The sequence below is a fragment of the Stenotrophomonas sp. ZAC14D2_NAIMI4_7 genome (assembly GCF_003086675.1).
GTDB lineage: Bacteria > Pseudomonadota > Gammaproteobacteria > Xanthomonadales > Xanthomonadaceae > Stenotrophomonas.
In genome coordinates, this window is sequence record NZ_CP025995.1 from 243,852 (window position 1) to 270,241 (window position 26,390).

The 26,390-nt window shown below is 67.5% G+C and carries 24 protein-coding genes; 15 read left to right on the forward strand and 9 right to left on the reverse strand.

Annotated features, from left to right (window positions below; translation table 11 throughout):
* The 3 genes from C1922_RS01055 to ubiB all read left to right on the forward strand — a co-directional run.
* Positions 1-315, forward strand: a 315-nt coding sequence (locus C1922_RS01055) for an IS3 family transposase (RefSeq protein ID WP_159092053.1), incomplete at its 5' end; no start/stop codon positions are given.
* Between the two features lie 174 nt (positions 316-489).
* Entirely contained in the window at positions 490-1,125 is a 636-nt protein-coding gene (locus C1922_RS01060) for an SCP2 sterol-binding domain-containing protein (RefSeq protein ID WP_108748087.1), read from the forward strand.
* Positions 1,122-2,777 carry a ubiquinone biosynthesis regulatory protein kinase UbiB gene (ubiB, locus tag C1922_RS01065; RefSeq protein ID WP_108748088.1) on the forward strand — a complete coding sequence of 552 codons (1,656 nt, stop codon included), beginning with the start codon at positions 1,122-1,124 and terminating at the stop codon, positions 2,775-2,777. The genes C1922_RS01060 and ubiB overlap by 4 nt, the downstream gene beginning before the upstream one ends.
* A 50-nt stretch (positions 2,778-2,827) precedes the next feature.
* Here the strand turns inward: ubiB and C1922_RS01070 are convergent, their stop codons facing one another.
* Genes C1922_RS01070 through C1922_RS01085 form a run of 4 tightly spaced genes read right to left on the reverse strand, consistent with a single transcriptional unit; the run spans position 2,828 to position 5,961 of the window.
* Positions 2,828-3,613 carry a YaiO family outer membrane beta-barrel protein gene (locus C1922_RS01070; RefSeq protein WP_108748089.1) on the reverse strand — a complete coding sequence of 262 codons (786 nt, stop codon included), beginning with the start codon at positions 3,611-3,613 and terminating at the stop codon, positions 2,828-2,830.
* A 5-nt stretch (positions 3,614-3,618) separates the two neighbouring features.
* Positions 3,619-4,224, reverse strand: coding sequence for an acetyltransferase (locus tag C1922_RS01075; RefSeq protein ID WP_108748090.1), 606 nt, complete (start codon positions 4,222-4,224; stop codon positions 3,619-3,621).
* Positions 4,211-5,350 carry a glycosyltransferase gene (locus C1922_RS01080; protein WP_108748091.1) on the reverse strand — a complete coding sequence of 380 codons (1,140 nt, stop codon included), beginning with the start codon at positions 5,348-5,350 and terminating at the stop codon, positions 4,211-4,213. The genes C1922_RS01075 and C1922_RS01080 overlap by 14 nt, the downstream gene beginning before the upstream one ends.
* Positions 5,350-5,961, reverse strand: a complete 612-nt coding sequence (locus C1922_RS01085; RefSeq protein ID WP_108748092.1) for a PIG-L deacetylase family protein — start codon at positions 5,959-5,961, stop codon at positions 5,350-5,352. The genes C1922_RS01080 and C1922_RS01085 overlap by 1 nt, the downstream gene beginning before the upstream one ends.
* A 229-nt stretch (positions 5,962-6,190) precedes the next feature.
* Between C1922_RS01085 and C1922_RS01090 the strand changes: the two genes are divergently transcribed.
* Positions 6,191-6,772: a class I SAM-dependent methyltransferase gene (locus tag C1922_RS01090; RefSeq protein ID WP_108748093.1), complete on the forward strand. Its 582-nt coding sequence runs from the start codon at positions 6,191-6,193 to the stop codon at positions 6,770-6,772.
* A gap of 88 nt (positions 6,773-6,860) precedes the next feature.
* Positions 6,861-7,586, forward strand: coding sequence for a pseudouridine synthase (locus C1922_RS01095; protein ID WP_108748094.1), 726 nt, complete (start codon positions 6,861-6,863; stop codon positions 7,584-7,586).
* Between the two features lie 58 nt (positions 7,587-7,644).
* Here C1922_RS01095 and C1922_RS01100 read toward each other — a convergent pair whose 3' ends face one another.
* Positions 7,645-8,172, reverse strand: a complete 528-nt coding sequence (locus tag C1922_RS01100; RefSeq protein WP_108748095.1) for a DUF2059 domain-containing protein — start codon at positions 8,170-8,172, stop codon at positions 7,645-7,647.
* Between the two features lie 134 nt (positions 8,173-8,306).
* On the opposite strand from C1922_RS01100, the gene arfB reads away from it, so the two are divergent.
* The 5 genes from arfB (at position 8,307) to C1922_RS01125 (ending at position 13,750) form a co-directional block, all read left to right on the forward strand.
* Positions 8,307-8,738 (forward strand): alternative ribosome rescue aminoacyl-tRNA hydrolase ArfB, encoded by a 432-nt coding sequence (gene arfB / locus C1922_RS01105; protein ID WP_108748096.1) that lies wholly within the window; start codon positions 8,307-8,309, stop codon positions 8,736-8,738.
* A gap of 46 nt (positions 8,739-8,784) precedes the next feature.
* Positions 8,785-9,345, forward strand: a complete 561-nt coding sequence (locus C1922_RS01110) for a lysophospholipid acyltransferase family protein (RefSeq protein WP_233614934.1) — start codon at positions 8,785-8,787, stop codon at positions 9,343-9,345.
* 111 nt (positions 9,346-9,456) lie between these two features.
* Complete coding sequence (gene dcp, locus C1922_RS01115) at positions 9,457-11,613, forward strand: peptidyl-dipeptidase Dcp (RefSeq protein WP_108748098.1); 2,157 nt, start codon at positions 9,457-9,459, stop codon at positions 11,611-11,613.
* A 133-nt stretch (positions 11,614-11,746) separates the two neighbouring features.
* The gene (gene lepB / locus C1922_RS01120; protein ID WP_108748099.1) at positions 11,747-12,373 is read left to right on the forward strand and encodes a signal peptidase I; all 627 of its coding nucleotides are present in this window, start codon (positions 11,747-11,749) and stop codon (positions 12,371-12,373) included.
* 120 nt (positions 12,374-12,493) lie between these two features.
* Complete coding sequence (locus tag C1922_RS01125) at positions 12,494-13,750, forward strand: MFS transporter (RefSeq protein ID WP_108748100.1); 1,257 nt, start codon at positions 12,494-12,496, stop codon at positions 13,748-13,750.
* A gap of 106 nt (positions 13,751-13,856) precedes the next feature.
* On the opposite strand, the gene C1922_RS01130 is transcribed toward C1922_RS01125, so the two are convergent.
* Together C1922_RS01130 and C1922_RS01135 are read right to left on the reverse strand one after the other, a co-directional pair.
* Entirely contained in the window at positions 13,857-14,765 is a 909-nt protein-coding gene (locus C1922_RS01130; protein WP_108748101.1) for a LysR family transcriptional regulator, read from the reverse strand.
* Positions 14,766-14,896: 131 nt separating this feature from the next.
* A complete protein-coding gene (locus C1922_RS01135; protein ID WP_108748102.1) occupies positions 14,897-15,865 on the reverse strand; it encodes a LysR family transcriptional regulator in 969 nt (322 codons plus the stop codon).
* A gap of 110 nt (positions 15,866-15,975) precedes the next feature.
* Here C1922_RS01135 and aceB point away from each other — a divergent pair, with 110 nt between their 5' ends.
* The 4 genes from aceB (at position 15,976) to C1922_RS01155 (ending at position 22,804) form a co-directional block, all read left to right on the forward strand.
* A complete protein-coding gene (gene aceB, locus C1922_RS01140) occupies positions 15,976-17,598 on the forward strand; it encodes a malate synthase A (protein ID WP_108748103.1) in 1,623 nt (540 codons plus the stop codon).
* 68 nt (positions 17,599-17,666) lie between these two features.
* On the forward strand, positions 17,667-18,968 hold the full coding sequence (gene aceA, locus C1922_RS01145) for an isocitrate lyase (protein ID WP_108748104.1): 1,302 nt from the start codon (positions 17,667-17,669) through the stop codon (positions 18,966-18,968).
* Positions 18,969-19,210: 242 nt separating this feature from the next.
* On the forward strand, positions 19,211-20,251 hold the full coding sequence (locus tag C1922_RS01150; RefSeq protein ID WP_108748105.1) for a GGDEF domain-containing protein: 1,041 nt from the start codon (positions 19,211-19,213) through the stop codon (positions 20,249-20,251).
* Positions 20,252-20,266: 15 nt separating this feature from the next.
* The gene (locus C1922_RS01155; protein ID WP_108748106.1) at positions 20,267-22,804 is read left to right on the forward strand and encodes a putative peptide modification system cyclase; all 2,538 of its coding nucleotides are present in this window, start codon (positions 20,267-20,269) and stop codon (positions 22,802-22,804) included.
* On the opposite strand, the gene C1922_RS01160 is transcribed toward C1922_RS01155, so the two are convergent.
* The gene (locus C1922_RS01160) at positions 22,758-23,066 is read right to left on the reverse strand and encodes an NHLP-related RiPP peptide (RefSeq protein ID WP_108748107.1); all 309 of its coding nucleotides are present in this window, start codon (positions 23,064-23,066) and stop codon (positions 22,758-22,760) included. The two genes, C1922_RS01155 and C1922_RS01160, sit on opposite strands and share 47 nt — an antisense overlap.
* A gap of 143 nt (positions 23,067-23,209) precedes the next feature.
* Here C1922_RS01160 and C1922_RS01165 point away from each other — a divergent pair, with 143 nt between their 5' ends.
* Positions 23,210-24,379 (forward strand): putative peptide maturation dehydrogenase, encoded by a 1,170-nt coding sequence (locus C1922_RS01165; protein WP_108751442.1) that lies wholly within the window; start codon positions 23,210-23,212, stop codon positions 24,377-24,379.
* A 5-nt stretch (positions 24,380-24,384) separates the two neighbouring features.
* Here the strand turns inward: C1922_RS01165 and C1922_RS01170 are convergent, their stop codons facing one another.
* Positions 24,385-26,367, reverse strand: a complete 1,983-nt coding sequence (locus C1922_RS01170) for an acetyl/propionyl/methylcrotonyl-CoA carboxylase subunit alpha (RefSeq protein WP_108748108.1) — start codon at positions 26,365-26,367, stop codon at positions 24,385-24,387.
* Positions 26,368-26,390: the final 23 nt, after the last annotated feature.

Here is a 26,390-nt window from a genome sequence, read left to right on the forward strand (position 1 = left end):
CCCGAAGATCGGCCGATGATCCACTCCGACCAAGGCTGGCACTACCAGCACGAGAACTACCGCCACAAGCTCGAAAAGCACTCGCTGAAACAGAGCATGTCCCGGCGCGGCAACTGTCTGGACAACGCGGCCATGGAGAGCTTCTTCGGGACCCTGAAGTCGGAATTCTTCTACCTGAACACCTTTGACAGCATCGATAGCCTGGAAGCTGGCCTGGTGGAGTACATCCGTTACTACAACGAGAATCGTATCCGCCTGAAATTAAAGGGCTTGAGCCCGGTAAAGTACCGGGAGCAGGCCGCGCTGGCCGCCTGATCCCCCACCTGTCCAACTTCAGGGGGTCACTTCATGGATGGGTTGACGGCGTGTCCCGACTGCCCACCCCAGCCCCACTCCCCACGCAATCTGCAGTTGACGTTGACGTTGCCTCTGCAGGCGCCGGGCGGCAGCCCGGCCCAAGCCCACCACCCACGCAGGTAGAATGGCCACATGGCTCTTTCCCTGCTCAAGTCCCTCAAGCCGGTCGCTGGCCGCGCCCTGCAGATCGCCCTGAACCGCGCCCTGGCGCTGGATCCGGACACCCGCCACGCCCTGGCCAGCCTGCACGGCCGGCACATCGACCTGACCCTGGAAGCGCCGGCACTGGCCATGCGCATCAGCGTGGAAGGCGACCAGCTGCGGGTGGGCCCGGTGGATGCCCTGGAAGCCGACCTGGCCGTGCGCAGCAGCCTGGCCGGCGTACTGGCACAGCTTCCGCTGCTGGCCAACGCGCGGCGCGGCGACGACCACGGCAAAGGCCGTGTACGCGTGGCCGGCGATGCCGAACTGGCGCGGCGCCTGCAACAGTTGGCCAAGGGCTTCGATCCGGACTGGCAGCAGCCGTTCGTGAGCGTGTTCGGCGACGTGCTGGGCGTGCAGGTGGCCAACACCCTGCGCGGCGCCCTGCAGCACGCGCGCCAAGGCGCCATCGACCTGGCCCACAGCGCCGCCGAGTTCGTTACCGAAGAATCGCGCGATGTGGTGCCGCGCGGCGAATTGGATGCCTTCCACGATGACGTGGATGTGCTGCGCGACGACGTTGAACGCTTGCAGGTACGCGTGCAGCGCCTGCGGGGTGCCGCATGAAGGCGCTGCTGCGGGCCAACCGCATCGCCCGGTTGATTCTGCGTTACCGCTTGGACGACCTGCTGCAGGGCACCCCGGCCGAACGCTGGCTGCGCCTGGCCAAGCCGTTCGTGCCGCGTGCACCGGCCGCCATCGCCGCGCAGTCGCGTGGTGCGCGCCTGCGCCTGGCGTTGCAGGACCTGGGCCCGATCTTCGTCAAGTTCGGCCAGATCCTGTCGACCCGTCGCGATCTGGTACCGCCGGACGTGGCCAATGAACTGACCCTGCTGCAGGACCGGGTCAAGCCGTTCGACGGCGATACCGCGCGCCGCATCGTGGAAGAAGCGCTGGGCCTGCCGGTCAGCGAGGCCTTTGCCAGCTTCGATACCGAACCGCTGGCCTCGGCCTCGATCGCGCAGGTGCACGCCGCCACCCTGGCCGATGGCCGCCAGGTGGTGGTGAAGGTGCTGCGCCCGGGCATCGAGAAGCAGATCGACGCCGACATCGCGCTGCTGAACTCGCTGGCCAGCCTGGTCGAGCGCACCCACCCGCGTGCCGACAAGATCCGCCCGCGCGAAGTCGTGGCCGAGGTGGAAAACACCCTGGCCGCCGAGCTGGACCTGCAGCGCGAAGGCGCCAATGCCAGCGTGCTGCGCCGCTTCTGGGAAAACAGCGACGATCTGTACGTGCCGGAAGTGATCTGGAGCCACACCGCCGAACGCGCGCTGACCCTGGAGCGGGTGTGGGGCATTCCGTCCGACGACATCGTCGCCCTGGACCAGGCCGGCATCGACCGCAAGGCGCTGGCCGCCAAGGGCGTGCGGGTGTTCTACACCCAGGTGTTCCGCGACAACTTCTTCCACGCCGATGCGCACGCCGGCAACATCTGGGTCGACACCGATCCGGCGCGCCGCGACAACCCGCGCTTCATCGCGCTGGACTTCGGCATCATGGGCCAGCTCTCGCAGGAAGATCAGTACTACCTGGCCGAGAATTTCATGGCCATCTTCAACCGCGATTACCGCCGCATTGCCGAGCTGCACGTGCAGGCTCGCTGGATGCCGGACAACGTGCGCATCGACGATCTGGAAGCGGCGGTGCGTTCGGTGTGCGAACCGTACTTCACCCGGCCGCTGTCGCAGATTTCGCTGGCCGAAGTGTTGCTGAAGCTGTTCCGGGTGGCCCAGCGCTACCAGCTGACCCTGCAGCCGCAGCTGATCCTGCTGCAGAAGACCCTGCTGAACATCGAAGGCGTGGGCCGCCAGCTGGACCCGCAGATCGACATCTGGGCCGTGGCCAAGCCGGTGCTGGCGAAGATCCTGCGCGAGCGCTACAGCCCGCGCCGGGTGGTGCGCGAAATCGGCAAGCGCCTGCCGGAAATCATGACCCATGCGCCGGACATGCCGCGCCTGGTGCATGCCTGGCTCAGCCAGCAGGTGGAGGGCCGCCACGAACTGGCCATGCGTTCGCGCGATCTGGTGGCGCTGGATGCCAGCCTGCAGAAGCTGCAGAAGCGCGCGGTCGGGGCGATCACCGGCGTGGGCCTGCTGGCCATTGCCGCGCTGCTGTACGTGCTGCAGCCGCCCGGCTGGTACTGGGGCGACCTGCCCATGCTGGGGCTGGGTGCGGCGGTGCTGGGCGCGGTCGCGCTGGCCCGCGCGTGGTGGCGTTGAGCGCGCACGGCTGATCGGCTGGCAGCGCCGCGCGCTGCCAGCCCCTGCGGCTACCAGTGGTAGCCCAGACCCAGATGTGACTGCACGCTCTGGAAGCGATCCAGACGCGTTGAATGCCAGGTCTTGCCCAGTCCGGCTTCCAGCATCAGATGCTGGCCCAGCGGCTGGCTGCGGCGCAGGAAGACGCGCTTGCTGTCGTGTTCGCGCAGCAGCAGCGGGTCCGCGTCGGCGGTATACCCGGAGGTGCCCTGGCCCAGCCACAGCTGGGTGGAGCCGCGCCCACTGCTGTCCTTCAGCCGCAGCGACACCGTGGTGCCGTGGCCATCGGGGCCGTTCGACTGGCGGTGGCGCTCATGCCGCAGCGAGGCGGTCACTCGCGGGAAGTAGTGCGAGGCCCCGACCGACCAGCCGCTGACGTAGGCGCCGGCGTGGTATTCGGCGTATTTGCCGCCCACGCTCAGCACGGTCTGCGGCGCTACCTTCCATTGCAGGTCCTGCTGGATCTGCCGGTTCACGAACACCGGATCGTCGTTGGACGCCGTGGCCGCGGTGCGGGTGGAAAACCGCGGCGACCAAGTGTGATGCAGCGAGCCCTGCACCCGATTACCGCCGAAACGGGCACTGCCGTAGTCACGCTCGCCATGGGCCAGGCCCAGGTGCCAGCGGCTGTCGCCACTGCGCCCGGCCACGTCCAGGGTCTGCACATCGCGGTGGCCGAAGCCATCGGTGTAGTCGGCGTGGTCCAGTTGCAGCGCAACCCGGTCGATGCCGGCATGGGCGCTGGATACGGCCAGCAGCAGGGCGCACGGCAGTGCGCCACGGAAGATCAATCGCATGGTGGTTACTCCAGGGGTTGGGAATGCAGCTGCTGCGCCAAGCGATAGCGGCCCGGCGGCAGATTTCGCTCCACGGTGATGCGTGGGCCGAACTGGCTGCCCGCAGCGACGATGCGCCCGGGCAGGATGATCACGCCGACACCCAGCGCGGCGCGCGCGCCGATCCATGCGCCCAGTTTCTCGCGCTGGCTGTCGTGCACGTTGCCGTCCACATGCACGCAGACAGGGGCTCCATCCAGACGATGGTTGCTGGTGCGCACCAGCGCGCCCAGATAGGCGTGGTCGTCAATGCGGCTGTCACCGATGAAGCACTGCGGGCCGATGCTGACCTGCTGGCCGATCAGCGCGTGCTTCAGTTCGCTGGCGAAGCCAATGCGCGTGCCATCGCCAATCTGCAGCGGCCCACGCAGCAGCGCGTGGTTGCCGATCAGGCAGTCGCGGCCGATCAGCACCGGGCCTTGGATATGCGCGCCATCGCAGACCCGTGTACCGGCGCCGATGCGCACCGCACCCTGCACGGTGGCGCGCGGCGAGACCGGTGCCTGCGGGTCAATCGCGGGCGTCAGCGTGGCCAGCGCGGTGGCCATCGCCTGCAGGTCATTCCACCACATGCGGGTACCTCGTCGGCTTGTCGCGTGCAGGCTCGCGCCCGGTGCACAGTCCCTTCAGCCCGTGCACCAGCCAGATGGCGTAGGCCAGCAGCACGTACAGCATGGAAAACGCGGCGGCGGGCACCAGCCAGGCGCTGCGGTGGTGCACCGCGCTGACCATCGCCAGCGCTATCACGATGCCGATCCACACCAGCGGCATCACCGCCAGCACCAGCCCACCCGGGCCATGCAACTGCGCGGCGCCGAACCACACGTGCAGCGAAGCGGCCACGCCCAGCAGCGCCAACAGCAGCATCGGCAGGATGCTGAACATACCGAAGCGGCTGAGCAGCAGGCCGCGGTGCAGGCGCATGCACACCGCATAGCCCACGATCCAGCGCCGCCAGCGTCGCCATTCCTCCCGCAGCGTGTTGCATTCCTGCGGATAGACCACGCAGCGGATGCTCTGCCGCACGCGGAAGCCCTGCGCCACCAGCGACCACGACATGTCCAGGTCTTCCACCCGGGTGCGGTCGGAAAACCCCACCTTGCGCAGCACCGCGGTTCGGAACAGCCCGCACGAACCGGAGACGATGAAGGGCGCGCCGCCCAACCACTGCTGGAAGCTGCGCTTGATCACGATCATCGGCAGCTTCAAGCTGGCGCGCACATGGGGCAGGAATCCGGCGCCGCGCAGGCAGGAAGAAGGTACGCCGCCCACGGCATCGGCGCCGCGTTCGATCTCGGCCAGCAGGTGGCCCAGGCCATCGCCCTGCGGGTCGATGCGTGTATCGGCATCGGTCAGGAACACCTGTTCGGCGGTGACATGCTGCAGGCCGTGCATCAACGCGCCGCCCTTGCCGGTGTTGGCCTGGTGTACCGCAAGCAGGCGCCCGGGCCACTGCGCCTGCAGCGCGTCCAGCACCTGCGCGGTGGTATCGGTGGAACCATCATTCACGCAGATCACCCGCGCCACGTAGCGGTTGTGCAGCAGGTCGGTGAGCGAGCGCGCCAGGCAGGGTGCTTCGTTGTAGGCGGGCACGATGGCGTCGATGCTGTGCAGCCGCGCGCTGGGCCGGCGGGCGGCGTGCACCCGCAGGCGCGCGCCGATGAAGGCACACATGGCCAGGAACAGCAGCGTCTTCATCACAGCACCATCCGGTGGGCCAGGAAGCCTTCGCACGGCCCCAGCCCGATCTGCTGGCCACGGAACTGCGCATGGCAGCGCAGATGGCTTTCCTGCATGTACTGGCGTTCGCCTTGGCTGGCATGTTCGCGCAGCGCCAGGATCTTCTGCTCCAGCTGTGCGCTGATGTCTTCGAACACCTGTGGCGCGAACTGCGGCAGCGTGCTGGGGCTTTCGTAGCACAGCACCTGGCCTACGCCGCGGCAGGCGATGATCGAGCACTCATGCACGGTGCGATGGTCCTGGTGGTGGTCCTGGCCGCACATGGTGTAGACGCGCTGCGGTGCCACGGCGGCGCAGGCACGTTCGATGGTCGCGATCAGCTCGTTGCGGCAGGCCGGGAAGCACGTATCGGGAAAGTCGCACTGCTGCACGTGCAGGGCGCCCAGCTGCTGCAGGGCGCGATGCGATTCGACACTGCGATCGGCACCCTCGTGGCAGCCGCGGCCGCCACGGCTCAGCACCAGTGCATGCACGCGTGCGCCGTCGCGGGCCAGTTTGGCCAGGCTGCCACCGCAGCCCAGTTCAATATCATCGGGGTGGGCGCCGATCGCCAGAATATCCAGGGGCATGGCGGGTCCTTGCGGGATTCGGGAAACAGGCGCGTGTGCCGGGGCGTGCGCCGAGAGGGCCGGGACTATCGCAGCGCAGATGCGGTCGATCCATGCAACATTTCCGAAAAGCGCGCAGGATCACAGCGCGGTGATAGAACCGCGTGGGTTGCGCCAGTCGCTGCGGCGGCGGCGTTCGCGCGACAATCCTCCGAACGTGCCGAATGCGGCACGCACTGCAGGACGAGACATGGATCTGGCAGCACTGAAGGACGAACTGGCCCGCCACGGCGCGGCCAACGATGCGCGCGAAAGCGAACGTGGCCGGCGCATGCTGAACATCACTGCCGACACCGGCGAACTGCTGTCGGTGCTGGTGCGCTTCGGCCAGGCCCGGCGCGTGCTGGAAATCGGTACCTCCAACGGCTATTCCACGCTGTGGCTGGCCGAGGCTGCCGCAGCGATCGATGGCCACGTGACCACGCTGGAATACGCCGCGGACAAGGTCGCGATGGCGCGCGCGAACTTCGACCGCAGTGGCCTGGCCGACCGCATCACCCTGGTGCAGGGCGATGCCGGGGTCTGGCTGGCCGCGGCGGACGACGCCAGCGTGGACCTGCTGTTCCTCGATTCGGACCGCGACCAGTACGCCGGCTGGTGGCCGCAGCTGCGCCGCGTGCTGCGCCCCGGCGGCCTGCTGGTGGTGGACAACGCCACCTCGCACGCCGCACAGATGCAGCCGCTGCGCGCGTTGCTGGACGGCGACGTGGATTTCAGTACCAGCCTGGTGCCGGTGGGCAATGGCGAACTGCTGGCGGTGCGCAACGGCTGACGGCCGGGCCGCCGCTGTTTGGGGTCGGAGCCCTCTTCCTTCGGAAGAGGAATCCGACCCCACGCGGGGGCCCCCGTATAATCCGGCGGTGAGTACCGATACCGAAACCGCCCCTGAAACCGCCCCCCTGCAGCTGCTGCATCTGGATGAACGCCTGGCCGTGGTCAACAAGCCGGCCGGGCTGATGGTCCATGACAGCAAGCTGGCCCGCGGCGAAGATGATTTCCTGGCCGACCGCCTGCGCGAGCAGCTGGGCCGCCCGATCTTCCTGGTGCACCGCCTGGACCGCGCCACCAGCGGCTGCCTGCTGCTGGCCTTCGACCGCGATACCGCCAGCACGCTGGGCAAGGCGCTGATGGGCGGTGAAGTGAGCAAGGATTACCTGGCCATCTGCCGCGGCTGGCCGGCCGAGGAGGCCTGGCAGGTGGACCACGATCTGGACGGCGGGCCCGGCAAGCCGGTGAAGAAGCCGGCGGTGACCGATTTCCAGCGCCTGGCGACCGGCGAACTCTGCGTGCCGGTGGGCGAATTCGCCAGTTCGCGCTATGCGCTGCTGCGCTGCCAGCCGCTGACCGGTCGCTTCCGGCAGATCCGCCGGCACCTGAAGCACCTGTCGCACCACCTGATTGGCGATACCAGCCACGGTGATGGCCGCCACAACCGCAACTTCCGCATGCAGGGCGTGCACCGCATGCTGCTGCACGCCGAGCGCCTGCGTTTCCCGCACCCCGATGGCGGCACGTTGGATGTGCGCGCACCGGTGGATGCCGGTTTCCAGAAGGCGCTGGACCTGTTCGGCTGGCAGGTGGACTGACGGCGGCGCCGGGGTCAGAGCCCTTTCCCGTCGGGAAAGCGACCCGACCCCGATGGGGTTATTTCTTTTCCGGCTCGTTCACGATCGCTTCCAGATCCTTCTGCAGATCGGTGATCAGCGGCTGCATGCGCGTCTGGATGGCCACCATCACGTTCTGCATCAGCGCCGGGGTCTTGTCCAGCAGGCTCTGGCCGGCTGGGCTCTCGTAGAACTCGGCCATGGCCAGCACGTCTTCCTTGCTGAAGGTCTTCTTGTAGAGATCGACATACATCGGGCGCAGCTGCTGCCACGACAGCGCCTGGCGCAGGGTCTGGTTGGTGCGCGCCTGGATGCGCTGCAGCTGTTCCTGCTGCTGGGCGGTCAGTTGGCGCTGCGCGGTGGCCTGCTGGAACTGCTGCTGCTGCATCGCTTCGATCTGCGGCAGGGCCGCGTCGAGCATGGTCTGCGCGCGCGATGCGGCCAGCAGGCGGTTGATGTCGCTGTCGGTGGGCGGGGCGGCCCAGACCGGGCTGCTGCACGCGGCCAGGGCCAGCAGCAGGGCAACGCGGCGCAGGCGCGCGGGCAGGGCGGGAACAAGGCGGGTCATGCGAAGCTTCCTGCGGTACATGGAAGGCCCAGCATACCTGCTGCGCAGGCGAAGGCGGCGTGTTCGGTACCTGATCGGCGGCATACGCTGCGCGATGCCGGTCACGGCGGCGCCGGTGCCGCTACAATGCGCGCATGGGCAGTGGACCGGTCACCATCAGCGCGCAGCTTGAAATCCCCGACGGCGAGATCGTCGAGCGGTTCGTGCGTGCCAGCGGTGCCGGCGGGCAGAACGTCAACAAGGTGTCCACCGCGGTGGAACTGCGTTTCGATGTAGCCGGCTCGCCCTCGTTGCCCGAGCCGCTGCGCGAGCGCCTGCTGGCGCGCCGCGACCGGCGCATGACCGGCGAAGGCGTGCTTGTCATCGATGCGCAACGGTTCCGCACCCAGGATCGCAATCGCGAGGATGCGCGCGAGCGGCTGGCGGCCTTCATCCAGGCTGGGCTGAACGTGCCCAAGCCGCGCAAGGCCACCAAGCCGTCCCTGGGCTCGAAACTGCGTCGTCTGGACGCCAAACGCGGGCGCGCGCAGATCAAGCGCGGGCGCTCATCACGTGACTGGGAGTGATTGCTTGAACAACCCGACGCCGTTGCTGCCGGCCGTGCCGCCGAACATGCCGCAGGTCAAACCCAACGCCTTCCTGCGCTGGCTGGCGCGCTGCACGCTGCGCCTGGGCGGCTGGAAGGTGACCGGCACGCTGCCGGACATTCCGCGCCTGGTCTTCATCATCGCGCCGCATTCGTCCAACTGGGACGGGCTGTGGGGCATGGCGGCCAAGATCGCGCTGGGCATGAAGGTGAAGGTGCTGGGCAAGGCCTCGCTGTTCTGGTGGCCGCTGGGCCCGCTGCTGCACCGGCTGGGGGTGATCCCGCTGGACCGCAGTGCGCCGCAGGGCACGGTCGGCCAGGCCGTGGACCTGCTGCGCAACAACGAAAAAATGTGGTTCGCCATCACCCCCGAAGGCACCCGCAAGGCGGTGAAGGACTGGAAGGCCGGTTTCCTGAAGATCGCGCGGATGGCCGACGTGCCGGTCCTGGCGGCGTACTTCCACTACCCGGAAAAGACCATCGGCATCGGCCCGCTGTTCACCCCCACCGGCGATGATGCGGCCGACATGGCGGCCATCCGTGAGTTCTACCGCCCGTGGATGGGCAAGACCCGCGGCACGGTCTGAAACGCCCCGCAGCGGCCGCATACACGCCACGTCCGGCACATGCCGGGCGGCCGCGACAGGAGTAGGGTGGAGGGCTGTCATTCCCTACCGCCCGCCCAAGGAGCGTTCTACATGTCGCGTACCGTAGTCCTGGCCGCCGCCATCAGCCTGGCGCTGGCGGCCTGTTCCGGCAAGGAGTCCACCCCCGTGTCCGAAGCCCAGCAGACCCCGGCCCAGCAGCCGGCCGATGCCTCCACCAACCCGCTGCTGAGCGCCAGCACGCTGCCGTTCCAGGCGCCGCAGTTCGACAAGATCAAGGACAGCGATTACCTGCCGGCCTTCGAAGAAGGCATGCGCCAGCACCTGGCTGACGTGCGCAAGATCGCCGACAACCCCGAGCCGGCCACCTTCGACAACACCCTGATGGCGATGGAGCGCAGCGGTGAAACCCTCACCCGCGTGTCGCGCATCTTCTTCGGCCTGGTCCAGGCCGATGGCACCGACGCGCGCCAGAAGATCCAGGAAGAAATCGCACCGAAGCTGGCCGCGCACCAGGACGAGATCAACCTCGATCCGAAGCTGTTCGCGCGCGTGAAGTCGCTGTACGACCAGCGCGACACGCTGGAACTGGACCCGGTGCAGAAGCGCCTGGTCGAGCATTACTACGACAACCTGGTCCGCGCTGGCGCCCAGCTGTCCGACGCCGACAAGGCCAGCCTGCGCAAGCTGAACGTGGAAGAGACCACGCTGTCCACCCAGTTCCACACCCGCCTGGTCGCGGCCACCGCCGCCGCCGCCGTTGTGGTGGACGACAAGGCCAAGCTGGCCGGTCTGGACGAGAACGCGATCAACACCGCGGCCAACGACGCCAGCGCTCGCAAGCTGGACGGCAAGTTCCTGCTGCCGCTGCAGAACACCACGCAGCAGCCGGTGCTGGGTTCGCTGAGCGATCGCGACCAGCGCGCCGCCGTGCTGAAGGCTTCGGAAACCCGCGCCGAGCGCGGCGATGCCAACGACACCCGGCAGACCGTGCAGCGCCTGGCCCAGCTGCGTGCGCAGAAAGCCAAGCTGCTGGGCTTTGACACCTACGCCGATTACAACCTGGGCGACCAGATGGCGAAGACCCCGGCCGCGGCGCTGAAGCTGCTGACCGACACCGTGCCGGCGGCCACCGCCAAGGCGCGCGAGGAAGCGGCCGACATCCAGAAGGTGATCGACGCGCAGAACGGCGGCTTCAAGCTGGCCGCTTCGGACTGGGACTTCTACGCCGAACAGGTGCGCAAGGCCAAGTACGATCTGGACGAATCGCAGATCAAGCCGTACTTCGAACTGGACAACGTGCTGCAGAACGGCGTCTTCTACGCCGCCACCCAGCTGTACGGCATCACCTTCAAGCCGCGCACCGACATTCCGACCTACAACCCGGACATGAAGGTGTACGAAGTGTTCGACAAGGACGGCACTTCGCTGGCCCTGTTCTACACCGACTACTTCAAGCGTGACACCAAGTCCGGCGGCGCCTGGATGGACGTGTTCGTTGAACAGGACGGCCTGACCGGTGCCAAGCCGGTGGTCTACAACGTCTGCAACTTCACCAAGCCGGCCGCTGGCCAGCCGGCGCTGCTCAGCTTCGACGACGTCACCACGCTGTTCCATGAGTTCGGCCATGCGCTGCACGGCATGTTCTCCAACGTGAAGTACCCGTCGATCGCCGGCACCGCCACCTCGCGCGATTTCGTCGAGTTCCCCTCGCAGTTCAACGAACACTGGGCGCTGGACCCGAAGGTGTTCGCCAACTACGCCAAGAACTACAAGACCGGCGAACCGATGCCGCAGGAGCTGGTGGACAAGATCCTGAAGGCACGCAGCTTCAACCAGGGCTATGCCACCACCGAATACCTGTCGGCAGCGCTGCTGGACCTGGCCTGGCACACCCAGAAGGCCGATGCCCCGCTGCAGGATGTGGGTGCCTTCGAAGCCAGCGCGCTGAAGAAGTTCAAGGTGGACCTGCCGCAGGTGCCGCCGCGTTACCGCACTACCTACTTCGACCACATCTGGGGCGGCGGCTATTCGGCCGGCTACTACGCCTACTTCTGGGCCGAAGTGCTGGACCACGACGCGTTCCAGTGGTTCACCGAACACGGTGGCCTGACCGCGGCCAACGGCCAGGAGTTCCGCGACAAGATCCTCTCGCGTGGCAACAGCGTGGAACTGTCGACCCTGTACCGCGATTTCCGCGGCAAGGACCCGTCGGTGGAACCGCTGCTGAAGTTCCGCGGGCTGAAGTAAGAAACAGAAGACGGCGGGGGCAACCCCGCCGTTTTCCATTATGTAGAGTCGAGCCATGCTCGACTGGCCGTACCCGGGAACCTCTCCCGCCGATGTGTGGTCTGATGCAGCGACCACCCACCCGGAGCCTGTCATGGATGCTGTCGCCCGCCCTCCCTTTTCCCAACGCGCACTGGTCTGGCTGAAGAAAGAAGCCCTGCCGCTGCTGGTGATGCTGGGCCTGCTGGCGGCCGCCCGCGACACCCTGGCCAACCACTACGTGGTGCCCAGCGGCTCGATGCAGCCCACCCTGCAGCCCGGCGACCGCGTGGTGGTGGACATGCGCGCCTACGGCCTGCGCCTGCCGTTCACCCACCAGCAACTGCTGGCCACCGGCACCCCGCAGCGCGGCGAAGTGGCCGTGTTCGATTCGCCGGCCGACGGCACCCGATTGATCAAGCGCGTGGTGGCCGTGGCCGGTGACCATGTGCAGCTGCACGGCGGCCACCTGACCATCAACGGCCAGGCGCTGCAGATCGCCGGGCTGGTCGATACCGAAGCCTTCGGCCCGCGCCAGGCCCAGCTGGACCTGGACATGGGCGGTGGCCCTGACATCGCCGACCTGCAGGTGCCGGCCGGCAAGGTGCTGGTGCTGGGCGACCACCGCGGCAACAGCTTCGACGGCCGCTTCTTCGGCTTCGTCGATGCCGATGCCCTCTACGGTCGCGCGGTGTCGGTGTACTACCGCCGCGGCGACGGCTTCGAATGGCAGCGCCTGTAAACTGAATCGATACGTGCTACATATCAATCCTGACCTATCGGGTTATGGATCGACTGGATAAGGCGGCCTACGCTGGCCGCCTGATCCCCACCTTGGCCGCCCCCACGGCCACCCGATTCCATGACTGGCGAACCCGCGGCGGCCGACAGCGCCCGCCCCCGTACCCTCGATTCCGGCACTGACACCCGCATCCAGCAGGGCACCCCGGCGTTCCGCCGTACCGCGGTGGCGCTGTTCCTGGCCGGCTTTTCCACCTTCGGCCTGCTGTACACGGTGCAGCCGCTGCTGCCCGAGTTCAGCCGCCACTTCGGCGTGTCCGCCGCCGGCAGCGCGATGTCGCTGTCGCTGAGTACCGGCACGCTGGCCGTGGCGATGCTGCTGGCCGGCCTGCTGTCCGATGCGGTGGGCCGCCGGCCGTTGATGATCGCGGCCCTGATGGCGTCGGCGCTGCTGTCGCTGTGCACCGCGCTGGTGGATGACTGGACCACGATGCTGGTGCTGCGCACGCTGCTGGGCCTGGCCCTGAGCGGCGTGCCGGCGGTGGCCATGACCTACCTGGTGGAGGAGATGGACAGCCGCGCGCTGGGCCTGGCCATGGGCCTGTACATCGGCGGCAATGCCATTGGCGGCATGAGCGGGCGCCTGCTGGCCGGCATCATTGCCGACCACTGGGGCTGGCGCTGGGGCATCGGCGCGGTGTCGATCATTGCGGTGGCCAGCACCGTGCTGCTGTGGCTGCAGCTGCCGGCGTCGCGGCACTTCCAGGCCCGTCGCGGCGGCCTGCGCCAGTTGCCGTCGCGTTGGCGCACGCTGTTTGCCGACCCCGGTCTGCCGTGGCTGTTCGCCACCTCGTTCGTGCTGATGGGCGTGTTCGTCACCCTCTACAACTACCTGGGCTATCACCTGCTGGCGCCGCCGTACCACCTCAGCCAGACCGTGGTCGGGCTGATCTTCAGCGTGTACCTGGTGGGCACCTTCAGCTCGGCATGGATGGGGCAGCTGGCGATGCGGCACGGGCGTGGCCGCATCCTGACCATTTCCTTCGGCCTGATCGGCGCCGGCATCGTGCTGCTGATGCTGCCGTGGCTGGCGACCATGGCGCTGGGCATCGCGCTGGTCACCTTCGGTTTCTTCGGCGGGCATTCGGTGGCCAGCAGCTGGGTCGGCAGCCGCGCCGGTTCGATGCGTGCCGAAGCCTCGGCGCTGTACCTGTTCGCCTACTACCTGGGCAGCAGCGTGCTGGGCGCCGTGGGCGGGCTGGCCTACGCCGCGTGGGATTGGCTGGGCGTGTGCCTGTTCACCGGCGTGCTGACCCTGCTCGGCGGCGGCATCATCTGGGCGCTGCAGCAGCGCGCCCCGCAGCCGGTGACTGCCTGAACCCCGCCGGGTTCCGCGCGCGTCCGCTCTGGTAGGTGCCGACCTTGGTCGGCGCCTGGGCGCGGGCCAACCAAGGTTGGCCACCACCACTACAAGGTGTCCGCGGTCATTCCGCCGCGAACGCGCCACGCAGCAAGCTGGCGAAATTGCGGATCAACGGCGTCACTCCTTCGCGGCGCCAGGCCAGCTGTACTTCCGAATGCGCACCGGCGTCAGCCAGCGCGACGAAGCGCGCGCCTTCCACGCGGATGTGATCGCACGACGCCGGCAGGATCGCCGCACCGAGGCCCGCGGCGGCCAGGCTGATCAAGGTCGACGCCTCGCCCGCCTCCTGCACGATGCGCGGGGTGAACCCCGCCGCCGCGCACAGCGCGATCATGTGGTCGTGGATACCGGCACCGGCGCTGCGGCGGAACGCCACGAAGGGCTCCTGGGCGAAATCGCGCAGCGACAGCGCGCCGTTGGCCGACAACCGGCGCAGGGCAGGGTGGTCGGCATGCACGATCAGCGCCAACGGATCGACGAACAGGCTGTGCGCCACCAGTTCCGGCGGCAGCGCACGCTTGCGGATGATGCCCACGTCCAGGCTGCCATCCAGCAGCGCATCGATCTGCTGCAGGGTGTTCATCTCGCTCAGCTGCAGCCGCACCTGCGGGTACTGCTGGCGGTAATGCAGGATCGAACGCGGAATCTGCGGCGACAGCGGCGTGGCCCGGGTCAGGCCGATATGCAGTTCACCCTGCTCGCCGCGCTGCGCACGCTGCACTTCCTCCACCGCACTTTCCACCTGCAGCACGATGGCCCGCGCGCGCTCCTGCAGCAGCTCGCCGGCAGGGGTCAGCTGCACCCGGCGATGGCTGCGCACGAACAGGCGCGCCCCGATCAGTTCTTCCAGCTGCCGGATCTGCTGGCTGAGCGGCGGTTGCGACATGCCCAGCCGCTCGGCCGCCTGGCCGAAGTGCAGCGTATCGGCAACGGCCAGGAAGTAGCGCAGGTGGCGGAGTTCGATGGACATGGGCCCAGTCTATACATGGGGTCAGACCCCGTCGCGCAGCGGCGGGCTATGACCCCCGGTAGGTCAAGCGTATCCACGCAAGGCGTGGATCTACCGTGTCGACCAAGGTCGACACCTACCAAGAGCAGGCCCTACCGTTCCGAATGCCCGCTCTGGTCGTAATCGCGCGGGCTGAACAACTCCGGCTGCACCAGATCAATGAACGCCCGCGCCTGCGCCGACAACGCCTTGCCCCGGCGCACGATCACCCCGTAGCTGCGCTCGGGGAACCAGCGCTTCATCGACCGCGCCGCCAGCCGCTCGCCGTCGCTTTCGTGCAGGCACAGCGCCGGCACGATGGAAATGCCCATGCCCATCGCCACGTACTGCTTGATCACCTCCCAACCGCCCACTTCCAGCGCAACGGTGTACGCAATGCGGTGGCGCTGGAATACCTGGTCCACCAGCCGGTAGGTGATCTGCCGCTTCGGTGGCAACACCAGCGGATAGCGCGCGATGTCGGCCAGTTCCAGCTCGCCGCCGCTGGCCAGCGGATGGTCGTGCGGGGCAATCAGCACCTGCTCGAAACGGTAGGCCGGGGCATAGGTGAGGTCGGCCGGCACGTCGGTCATCGAACCGATGGCCAGGTCGGCCGCATCCTCGCGCAGCAGGTCGGTGCCGTCGGCGCTGATCGCGTTGTGCAGGGTCAGGCGCACATCGGGATGGTGCTGGCGGAAGCGTTCAACGATCTTCGGCAGCAGGTACAGGATGGTGGAACTGTTGGCGGCGATGTTCAGTTCGCCCGCGTCCATCCCCCGCACCTTGTCGCGGAAGCGCGCCTCCAGCCCGTCAAGGCTTTCCACCAGCGGCTGCGCCATTTCATACAGAAGCTGGCCCTCGCGGCTGGGCACCAGACGCCGCCCGCTGCGCTCGAACAAGGGTACCCCCAGCTCGCGTTCCAGCGCCTGCAACTGCAGGCTGATGGCCGGCTGGCTGACGAAAAGCGCCTCAGCCGCCCGTGAGACCGAGCCCAGGCGTACCGTCTGGCAGAACGCGCGCAGCGGCTTCAGTCGGTCGGATTTGTAGGAAAAACGCGGACTTGGCGGGCTGCGTGTGGGCATGGCGTCACAAGTATTAGCACGTTTTATGTAAAGCATTGCAAAAACTGTTTTGCCAAATACTGGGGTGCGGCGGCACTTTGGGGGCGTTCCCCCACCGCTGGAGTTGCCCCATGTCCGCCGTCGCTTCCGCCGTTCCCTACACCCCGGCCAAGGCCACCCCCGGCATCGCCCTGGCGACCCGCGTGGCCGGCCAGGACACCGTGCTGCCGGCGCCGCTGCTGGCCCTGCTGGTGTCGCTGCACCGCGCGGTGGAACCGGGTCGGCAGGCACGGCTGCAGGCCCGTCGCGAGCGCCAGGCGTTCTTCGACCAGGGCGGCCTGCCGGATTTCCGCACTGACACCGCCGCGATCCGCAGTGGCGACTGGACCGTGGCCCCGCTGCCGGCCGCGCTGCAGGACCGCCGCGTGGAGATCACCGGCCCGACCGACCCGAAGATGGTCATCAATGCGCTGAACTCCGGCGCCAAGGTGTTCATGGCCGACTTCGAGGATTCCACCTCGCCCACCTGGCGCAACCTGCTGGCCGGGCAGCAGTCGCTGGCTGCCGCCGTGCGCGGCGATCTGGAATTCACCGCCGCCAATGGCAAGCACTACACCCTGCGCCCCTTTGAGGAACAGGCGGTGCTGATCGTGCGCCCGCGCGGCTGGCACCTGGACGAGAAGCACGTGGCCGTGGACGGCCAGCCGCTGGCCGGCGGCCTGTTCGACGCGGCCGTGTTCGCCTTCCACAACGCCCGCGCGCTGCAGGCCAAGGATCGCGGCCCGTACTTCTACCTGCCCAAGCTGCAGAGCATGGAAGAGGCCGCGCTGTGGGAAACCGCGCTGTCGCACATCGAAGGGATGCTGGGCCTGCCGCACGGGCAGATCAAGGTGACCGTGCTGATCGAAACGCTGCCGGCCGTGTTCGAGATGGACGAGATCCTGCACGCGCTGCGTGACCGCATCGTCGGCCTGAACTGCGGCCGCTGGGATTACATCTTCTCGTACCTGAAGACCTTCCGCCGCCACGCCGACCGGGTGCTGCCCGAGCGCGGCCAGGTGACCATGACCCAGCCGTTCCTGAAGGCGTATTCGGAACTGCTGATCCAGACCTGCCACCGCCGCGGAGCGCATGCGATGGGGGGCATGGCCGCACAGATTCCGATCAATCACGATGCCGCCGCCAACGAACAGGCCATGGCCCGCGTGCGCGCCGACAAGCTGCGCGAAGTCAGCGCCGGCCACGATGGCACCTGGGTGGCTCACCCGGCGCTGATTCCGGTGGCGCAGGCGATCTTCGACGAACACATGCCCGGCCCGAACCAACACAGCGTGCTGCGCCAGGATGTGCGGGTGGGCCGTGATGAACTGATCGCACGGCCGCCTGGCAGCATCACCCGCGCTGGTTTCGAGGGCAACGTGGAAGTCTGCGTGCGCTACCTGGCCGCCTGGCTGGACGGCAACGGCTGCGTGCCGATCCACCACCTGATGGAAGACGCGGCCACCGCCGAGATCAGCCGCAGCCAGCTGTGGCAGTGGCTGCACACGCCGGGCCAGCAGCTGGATGACGGCACCGCCATCGACCTGGGCCTGCTCGATACCACCCTGGCCCAGCTGCCGGCGCGGCTGGGCGACACCCGTGCGCTGCCCGGCGGCAACCGCATTGCCGAAGCCATCGCCCTGCTGGGCGAACTGAGCCGCAATGACGACCTGACCGATTTCCTGACCCTGCCGGCCTACGCGCGCATCGACTGACTGCTGCGCGCTCCCACCCCGCTTCCTTCCCCGCTGCACCCGCTGCACGAACCGAACTGGAGAAAGACATGAGCACGCTGCCCACTGCCGAACAGATCCAGCACGACTGGGACACCCACCCGCGCTGGGAAGGCATCCAGCGCAACTACAGCGCCGCCGACGTGGTGCGCCTGCGTGGCACGGTCCACATCGAGCATTCGCTGGCCCGGCTGGGCGCGGAAAAGCTGTGGGCCTCGCTGCACGAGCGTGAGTTCGTCAATGCGCTGGGCGCGCTGACCGGCAACCAGGCCATGCAGCAGGTCAAGGCCGGGCTGAAGGCGATCTATCTGTCGGGCTGGCAGGTGGCCGCCGATGCCAACCTGGCCGGGCAGATGTACCCGGACCAGTCGCTGTACCCGGCCGATTCGGTGCCGGCGGTGGTCAAGCGCATCAACAACACCCTGCTGCGCGCCGACCAGCTGCACCATGCCGAAGGCAAGGACGAGATCGATTTCCTGCAGCCCATCGTGGCCGACGCCGAGGCCGGTTTCGGCGGCGTGCTCAATGCCTTCGAGCTGATGAAGGCGATGATTGAAGCCGGTGCGGCGGGCGTGCACTTCGAAGACCAGCTGGCGTCGGTGAAGAAGTGCGGGCACATGGGCGGCAAGGTGCTGGTGCCGACCCGTGAAGCGATCGAGAAGCTCAACGCCGCGCGCCTGGCCGCCGACGTGCTGGGCGTGCCGACCCTGCTGGTGGCGCGCACCGATGCCGAAGCGGCTGATCTGCTGACCAGCGACATCGATGCCAACGACCGCCCGTTCACCACCGGCGAGCGCACCGTGGAAGGCTTCTACAAGACCCGCAACGGTCTGGACCAGGCCATCAGCCGCGGCCTGGCCTACGCCCCCTACGCCGATCTGGTGTGGTGCGAGACCGGCAAGCCGGACCTGGAATTCGCACGGAAATTCGCCGAAGCGATCCACGCGAAGTTCCCCGGCAAGCTGCTGGCCTACAACTGCTCGCCCAGCTTCAACTGGAAGAAGAACCTGGACGACGCGACCATCGCCAAGTTCCAGCGCGAGCTGGGCAGCTATGGCTACAAGTTCCAGTTCATCACCCTGGCCGGCTTCCACGCGCTGAACTACGGCATGTTCAACCTGGCCCACGGCTATGCGCGCCGCCAGATGAGTGCCTTCGTGGAACTGCAGGAGGCCGAATTCGAAGCGGCCGAGCGTGGCTTCACCGCGGTCAAGCACCAGCGCGAGGTCGGCACCGGCTACTTCGATGCGGTCACCCAGGCCATCCAGCAGGGCCAGTCCTCGACCACCGCGCTGACCGGCTCGACTGAGGAAGAGCAGTTCCATGGCGGGCGCAGCGAACGCGCGGCCTGAGCCGAATCCGGCAACGGCCTATAAGTCCCGATCAGGGTGGCCAGGGAAGGGCCAGACGACGCCGGCAGGTCGGGGGACCTGCCGGCGTTGTTGTAAGCGAACTGAGCACTGCGTCAGCTGAATAGGCGCTGCGCGGGGCAACCGACCGGGATCTGCGGCGATTTGATGCAAAATGAGAAGCGGCGCACAGTTTCAAGCGGTGCTATGCTCCGATGCTCACCAGGGGACGCTGGCGGCAGGGAATGACCGGCAGGGGTTCAGCCGAGACATCAGACATGACATCCGGTATCGCCACAGCGGCGATGGCCGGGATGACGCATGCCGTGCTTTCCGACGCTGAAGTGGCCCTGTTCGCGCAGTTTGCCCAGCCGCGCCCGTTGCCGGCCGGCCAGTGGTTGTTCCTGCGCGGGCACCCGGGGCAGAGCATGTACGTCATCCTGGAAGGCCAGATTGAACTGGACTTCGGCGAGGACCTGCTGGTGAAGACCCTGGGCCGCCACGAGTTCTTCGGCGAACTGGGCCTGCTGATGGGCAACCACGCCCGCAGCGCCGGCGCCCACGCCATGACCGACTGCACGGTGCTGGAACTGGGCCCGGATGCGTTCCAGCGTCTGGTCGATGCCGATCCCGGTCTGGTGGCGCAGTTCCTGCGCCGCACGATCATGCGCGTGCTGGCCAACGAACAGGCCCTGATCAGCCAGCTGCGGCGGCGCAACCACGACCTGGAAACCGCGCTGGACAACCTGTACATCACCACCCACCAGCTCACCCATACCCGCGAGCTGGTGCGTACCGATGAACTGACCGGACTGCACAACCGCCGCGGCCTGACCCTGTACCTGAAGGAATCGCGCGCGCACCCCGACGGCCCGCCGCAGGCGTTGCTGCTGATCGACTGCGACCACTTCAAGCAGATCAACGACCGCCATGGCCACCAGGCCGGCGACCGGGTGCTGCAGAGCATGGGCAACATCCTGCGTTCGATGGCCGGCGAGCACGATCTGGCCTGCCGCCTGGGCGGCGATGAGTTCTGCCTGATCCTGCGCCGCGCCGACCGCGAGGCCGCCCAGCACGCCGCCGAGTTCATCCTCAGCGCTGTGCACGGCCTGCTGGAACGCGGCCACGGCACCCCGCACGTCAGCCTGGCCAGCATTGGCGTCAGCCTGCTGGTACCTGAGGCCGACTGGAGCGAGTGGTATGCCGGTGCCGATCGGGCGCTTTACGAAGCCAAGCGCGCCGGCGGAAACTGCCTGCGATGGGCCCACGGCCCGGACGGACAATGAGCGGAGACCCAGGTGATGAACGGCGACACCGGAACGTCGACCCCGCACAGCCCTCAGCTGCGCGCGTTGCTCTTCACCGATCTCTGCGACTCACTTACCCTGGTTGAACACATAGGTGACAGCGCAGCCGCAGAACTTTTCCAGGACCATGACCGCTTGGTACTGCGGCTTCAGCAAACCTGGAACGGACGCCTGATCGATCGGTCCGATGGCCTGTTCCTGCTGTTCGAACGCCCGATCGACGCACTGGGGTTCGCACTTGACTACCAGAGTGAACTGGCCGTGCTTGGCACCGCGCGCAATGTCAGCCTCCGTGCCCGCGCGGGCTTGAACGTGGGCGAAGTCATCCTCTGGAACAACAGTGCCGAGGCCGTGGCCCACGGTGCCAAGCCGGTCGAGGTCGAGGGGCTGGCCAAGCCCATGGCTGCGCGGCTCATGCAGCTGGCCCGCTCTGGGCAGATCCTGGTATCGGCGTCGGCTGAATCGACGGTCCGGCGCAGCGCCGGCGAGCTGGGTAGCCGAGGACAGAGTCTTCAGTGGAAATCACATGGTCGCTGGCGCTTCAAGGGCATCGCCAGTGAGCAAGAGGTGTTCGAGGTCGGCGTGCCGGGTGACGCCGAATTCCGCAGGCCTCGCAGCCACGGCAAGGCGCGCCGCTCGATTGCGTGGTGGCGCAGACCCCTGCCTATGGCGATGAATGCCGTAGCGGCGCTGGTGTTGGCTTTCATCGGCTGGTCGCTGTTGCGACCCGCGCCTGCCATCGCTTTCGCCGAACGCGAATGGATCGTGCTGGCGGACGTACAGAACCTGTCCGGCAACATGTTGCTGGACGATGGCTTCGAACAGGCCTTCCGCATCAGCCTGGAGCAGTCCCGGTACGTCAATGTTCTCAGCAACATCAAGGTGCAGGACACGTTGGAGCGGATGCGCCAGGAGCGTGGCCTTCTGGACACGCAGGCTGCAGTGGAAGTCGCGCTGCGTGAAGGCGCACGTGCGGTCGTGGTGCCGCGTGTGGAAGAGCTGCATGGTCGCTTGCGGGTGACCGCGCAGCTGATCGATCCCACCACCGGCAAGGTGGTGTGGACAACGCATGCCGAGCAGCGGGGGATGGAATCGCTGTTTGTCTCCACTGATGCGGTTACGGTGGCCCTGCGCAACGAGCTGGGCGAGGCCATGAAGCAGGTTTCGCAGACGTCGCTGCCGCTGCCGCAGGTGGCCACCAGTGATCTGGATGCACTGCACGCCTATGCGATAGGCCTGCAGGCCTACGGCGATGGTCATTACAACGAAGCGCTGCGCTTCTTCGAGCAGGCATCGCGCTTCGATCCCCTGTTCGCCTTCGCTTATCTGGGGCAGATGCGGGTCTATGTCGCCCGCGGTGATCTGGACAACGCCCGGCGCATGCTGAACCGTGCCGGTGGCATCCGTGCCCGCCTTCCCGGCCGTGATCGCCTGTATCTGGATGCATGGCGTACCGAGCTGGAAGATGGCCGCCTCGAGGAGGTGTCCGCCAAATGGAAGCTGCTGGCTGATCTGTATCCGGATTATCACGGTGCCCACGCGAACTACGCCTGGGCCATGCAGACCCTGGGGCGCTATCCCGAATCCGAAGCGTCGGCCAGGAAGGCCACCGTTGCCGCCAATCCCCTGCAGTCCATCGCATGGCAGGATGTCGGCCGCGCGCAGCTTGCCCAAAACAACTATGCCGGTGCATTGGAAAGCTACCGCGTATCCGCCAGGTTGGGGCGATGGACCAGCAACCGCCACCTCGTCGCGGCCACGGCAGCGTCAGGTGACCTCGCCGGTGCACAGCGAATGATCGACGGCGAACCCGATCGGGGGTTTGGCAACGGTTTGGAAGGCGTTGCCGTGGCGGTCGATGCCGGCGACACCGCGCGTGCCGCCGCCGCCAACAAGCGCGCGCTGAAGGCTTGCGGGGAAAGCGTGCTGGCCTGCCAGATGTTCGAACTCCAGGCGTTGCTGCTGGCTACCGAAAGCGGTCGTCCAGCGGACGCTTCCGCTTTTGATCGCGTCACTCGCGGACTGCTGGCCCGCGTCAAGGCGACCAAGGGACAGGATCGCGCCGAATGGATGTTTCTGGCCGCAGCGGCGGCCTATGGCGCGCAGCGGGCAGACCATGCACAGGTGGCAGGCGATCTATTGCCTGCCCTGAAGGAACTGTCCGATTCGGTCGGCGACCTGCGGAGTCGGCAGATGGTGACCTTGGTCGAGGCCAACGCCGACCGCCTGCAGGGGCATGCGGCAGAAGCCCTTGCCCGTCTGCAGCCTCTGTTGGATGGTACTGAACTGTTCCAGGCGCGCGTTGTGCGCTGGCAAGCGCTGGCGGCCGAGCACGACCCGGGCGAGCCAGAAGCACGCCAGTGGCTGCTGGCCAATGCAGGCCGTGCCTATGCGGAAAGTGCGGGGTCCTACGTGATGCAGCTGGTCAACACCAGCGAACTGCGCCAGGCCCGCACTTGGGCCTCGGCGCAGCAGAACGCATCCCTTACGGTGCCGGCGGGTGCCGCAGCTGCGCGTCAATCTCGCCACTGACGAAGCAGTGGGGCACGCGGAACACTGCATCGGCGGTGAGGCGTTCCACCAAGCGGTCGCGCGCCTGGGCAAACTCCTCCTTGCTGGCCAGTGGGCCCTGGGTGCTGCAATCCTTGCACGCCTCGGCGACATCGGGTGCAATCGCGCGCAGCGCCTTGCCCGGATTTTCATGGAAAACAGCTCGGAACGCGTCGTCGCTGGACAGCAGGTCGAGCAGCTGCAGCGCTTGCTCGGGGGAGAGCAGGGGAAGATCGGGGGTCATTCTACGGCCTCTGGTTCTGGGAAAAAGCGCGATGGCAGTTGCATGATGCCAGTGCAGGTAGCGGCGGCCGCCGCGATGGCTTGAGCCGACAGTTCCAGCTGCTGCGGCCGAAAACCTCTCTGTCGACTTCCCGGACCACCGCCATGCCCGTACCCCGCTTCCGCCGCTGCCAGCAGCTCATGATCGAACTGCGCACGGTCGAACACTACGCTGTGGCCGACCTGCTGGCGGGTGGAACCTCGGTCGTCAGCAGCACGCAGTGGGTTGCCGTTGCTCCGCATCTGGACGCAGCGGTCGTGCTGGACGAGGACATGCTGCTGGCATTGGGGCGGATGCCCGCTGAGCAATGGACGGAAGACGGTCCGCAGTTTTCGCGTGGCGTCATCGCGCGTCTGTGCCAAGCCGGCCTCGTGTTCGCCGATGGCGATGAGGATCACGCGTGGCAGGAGGCCGAGCGAGCCTTGTCAGCCACCTCCTGGTGGACGCCTGCGGCGGTCATGCATCGGCTCGCGCGCTGGCAGAACCAGGACAGTGTGACAGCACTGCGCGAAGCGGGACTGGAGACGGCAGCGGGCCTGTGCAGGCAACTGGGTCCGCCACCGCCGGCATGTGCCGAGCCTGGAGCGCGCACCATCGATCTGGAGGTACCTGATGAAGTGCCCTTCGATGCCTGGCTCAAACAGCGCGCTACCTGCCGCAACTTTGATCGCACACGCCTGCTCGACCTTGCCACGCTCTCACAGCTGCTATGGCGGGTGTTCGCCAGTCATGGAGAGCAGCGCGAAGGTGATGACGCGATCTTCCTGAAGAAGAACGTGCCCTCTGCGGGGGGATTGCATCCCACCGAGGCCTTCCTGCTGGTCCAGTCCGTCCTGGGCCTGGAGCCCGGCCTGTACCGCTACCATCCCATCGACCACAGCCTCAGCCCCGTTGCTGGGCCGGTTGACGATCCCGCTGCGTTGGCCCGGCGGTTTGTTGCCGGGCAGCAGTGGTTCGCCGATGCCCATGTTCAAGTGATTCTTGCACCACGCTTTGCGCGCACCTTCTGGAAGTATCGCCAGCATCCGAAGGCCTACCGTGCGGTGATTCTCGACGTTGGTCACGCCTCGCAGCTGCTGCTTTCGTGTGCGACCGAGGCCCGGCTGGGCGCCTTCGTCACCGCCGCGATCAATGAGCAGGATATCGAGCAGGTACTCGAGCTGGATCCGATACAGCAGAGCCCCATGGCCATCTGTGGGATTGGCTGGCGCAGTGAGCTGATGACAACCAGTGAGTTCGATCCCGGCCGCCAGGTCTGGCAGCCGGGAACCTGAAACCGTCACCCCGCCTCGAAATCCACCAGCACCGCGCCATCCCCCACCTGGTCGCCCGCCTTGGCGCGGTACCCCTTCACCGTGCCATCGGCCGGTGCCTGCAGGGTGTGCTCCATCTTCATGGCCTCCAGCACGACCAGCGGCGTGCCGCGCTTCACCTGGGTGCCGGCCTGGACCAGGGTGGCCACGATCCTGCCCGGCATCGGTGCCAGCAGGCTGCCGGCATCGGCGCTGGCGGTGTCCGATTCGGCAACCGGATCGTGCAGGGTGAAGCGGTGCTGGCCCGCTGCATCGAACAGGAACAGCTGGCCGCCGTCGCGCAGCAGCTGCGCCGACCGGCGCCGGCTACCCACCTGCAACGTCAGCTGCTGTGCATCGGCGGTGCCGATCAGCGTTGCCGGCGCCGCGTCATCGCACTGCACGCGCCAGCCGTCGGCCTGCGCCCACACCTTCAGGGTGCGGGTGCGCTCGCCCTGCTGCAGCGGCAGCACGCGCGCTGCGGCGGCACCCAGGCGCCAGCCATCCTGCGTCTGCCAGGGCGAATGCGGATCGCGCGCATCGCTGCCCGCACGCGCGGCGCTGGCCACGGCCGCGACGGCCGCCAGCTGCCACAGATCGTCATCGGCATCGCCCACCGCATTCAGTGCGGCCTGCTCGCGTTCGATCAGCGCGGTATCCAGCTTCGCGTTGGCGAACGAATCGGTGTTCACCAGCCGGCGCAGGAAGCCGGCATTGGTGGTCACGCCCACCACCTGGCAGTCGGCCAGAGCCTGGCTCATGCGGCGCAGTGCGGCATCGCGGTCCACGTCCCAGACGATCAGCTTGGCAATCATCGGGTCGTAGTACGGGGTGATGCTGTCGCCTTCCTCTACGCCGGTATCCACGCGCACGTTCGCCGAGGGCGTCGGCAGGCGCAGGCGGCGCAGGGTGCCGGTGGACGGCAGGAAGCCGCGGTCGGCATCTTCGGCGTACAGCCGCGCTTCGATGGCGTGGCCGTGGATAGCCAGTTGCTCCTGGTGCAGCGGCATCGGCTGGCCGGCCGCCACGCACAGTTGCCATTCCACCAGGTCGGTGCCGGTGATGAACTCGGTCACCGGATGTTCCACCTGCAGGCGGGTGTTCATTTCCATGAAATAGAAATCGCCGTCCGGGCCGGCAATGAACTCCACCGTGCCGGCGCCCACATAGCCCACCGCGCGCGCGGCATCGACGGCCGCCTTGCCCATGGCCGCGCGGCGCTCGGCGCTCATGCCCGGCGCCGGTGCTTCTTCCAGCACCTTCTGGTGGCGCCGCTGCACCGAGCAGTCGCGCTCGAACAGGTAGACCGCATCACCGTGGGTATCGCCGAACACCTGGATCTCGATGTGACGCGGGCGCTCGACGTACTTCTCGACCAGCACATGGTCGTTGCCGAAGGCCGATGCGGCCTCGCGCTGGCAGCTGGCCAGCGCATCGACGAAATCGTCGCTGCGTTCAACCTTGCGCATGCCCTTGCCACCGCCGCCGGCGCTGGCCTTGATCAGCACCGGGTAGCCGATGGCATCGGCCTGTTCGCGCAGGAAGGCCGGTGCCTGCTGGTCGCCGTGGTAGCCCGGGGTCAGCGGTACGCCGGCCTGGGCCATCAGCGCCTTGGCCGCGCTCTTGTCGCCCATCGCGCGGATGGCGCTGGCCGGCGGGCCAATGAAGGTGATGCCCGCAGCGGCACACGCATCGGCGAAGTCCGCATTCTCGGACAGGAAGCCATAACCGGGATGGATGGCCTGCGCACCCGTGCGCCACGCCGCGTCCAGCAGCACGTCGCCGCGCAGGTAGCTGTCGCGGGCGGCGGCCGGGCCGATATGCACGGCCTCGTCGGCCAGGCGCACGTGGCGCGCGGTGCGGTCGGCATCGGAATACACCGCCACGGTGGCGATGCCCAGGCGACGGCAGGTGGCAATCACGCGGCAGGCGATCTCGCCACGGTTGGCGATCAGGATCTTGGTGAACATGGCAACGGGCTTCATGGGAGCGT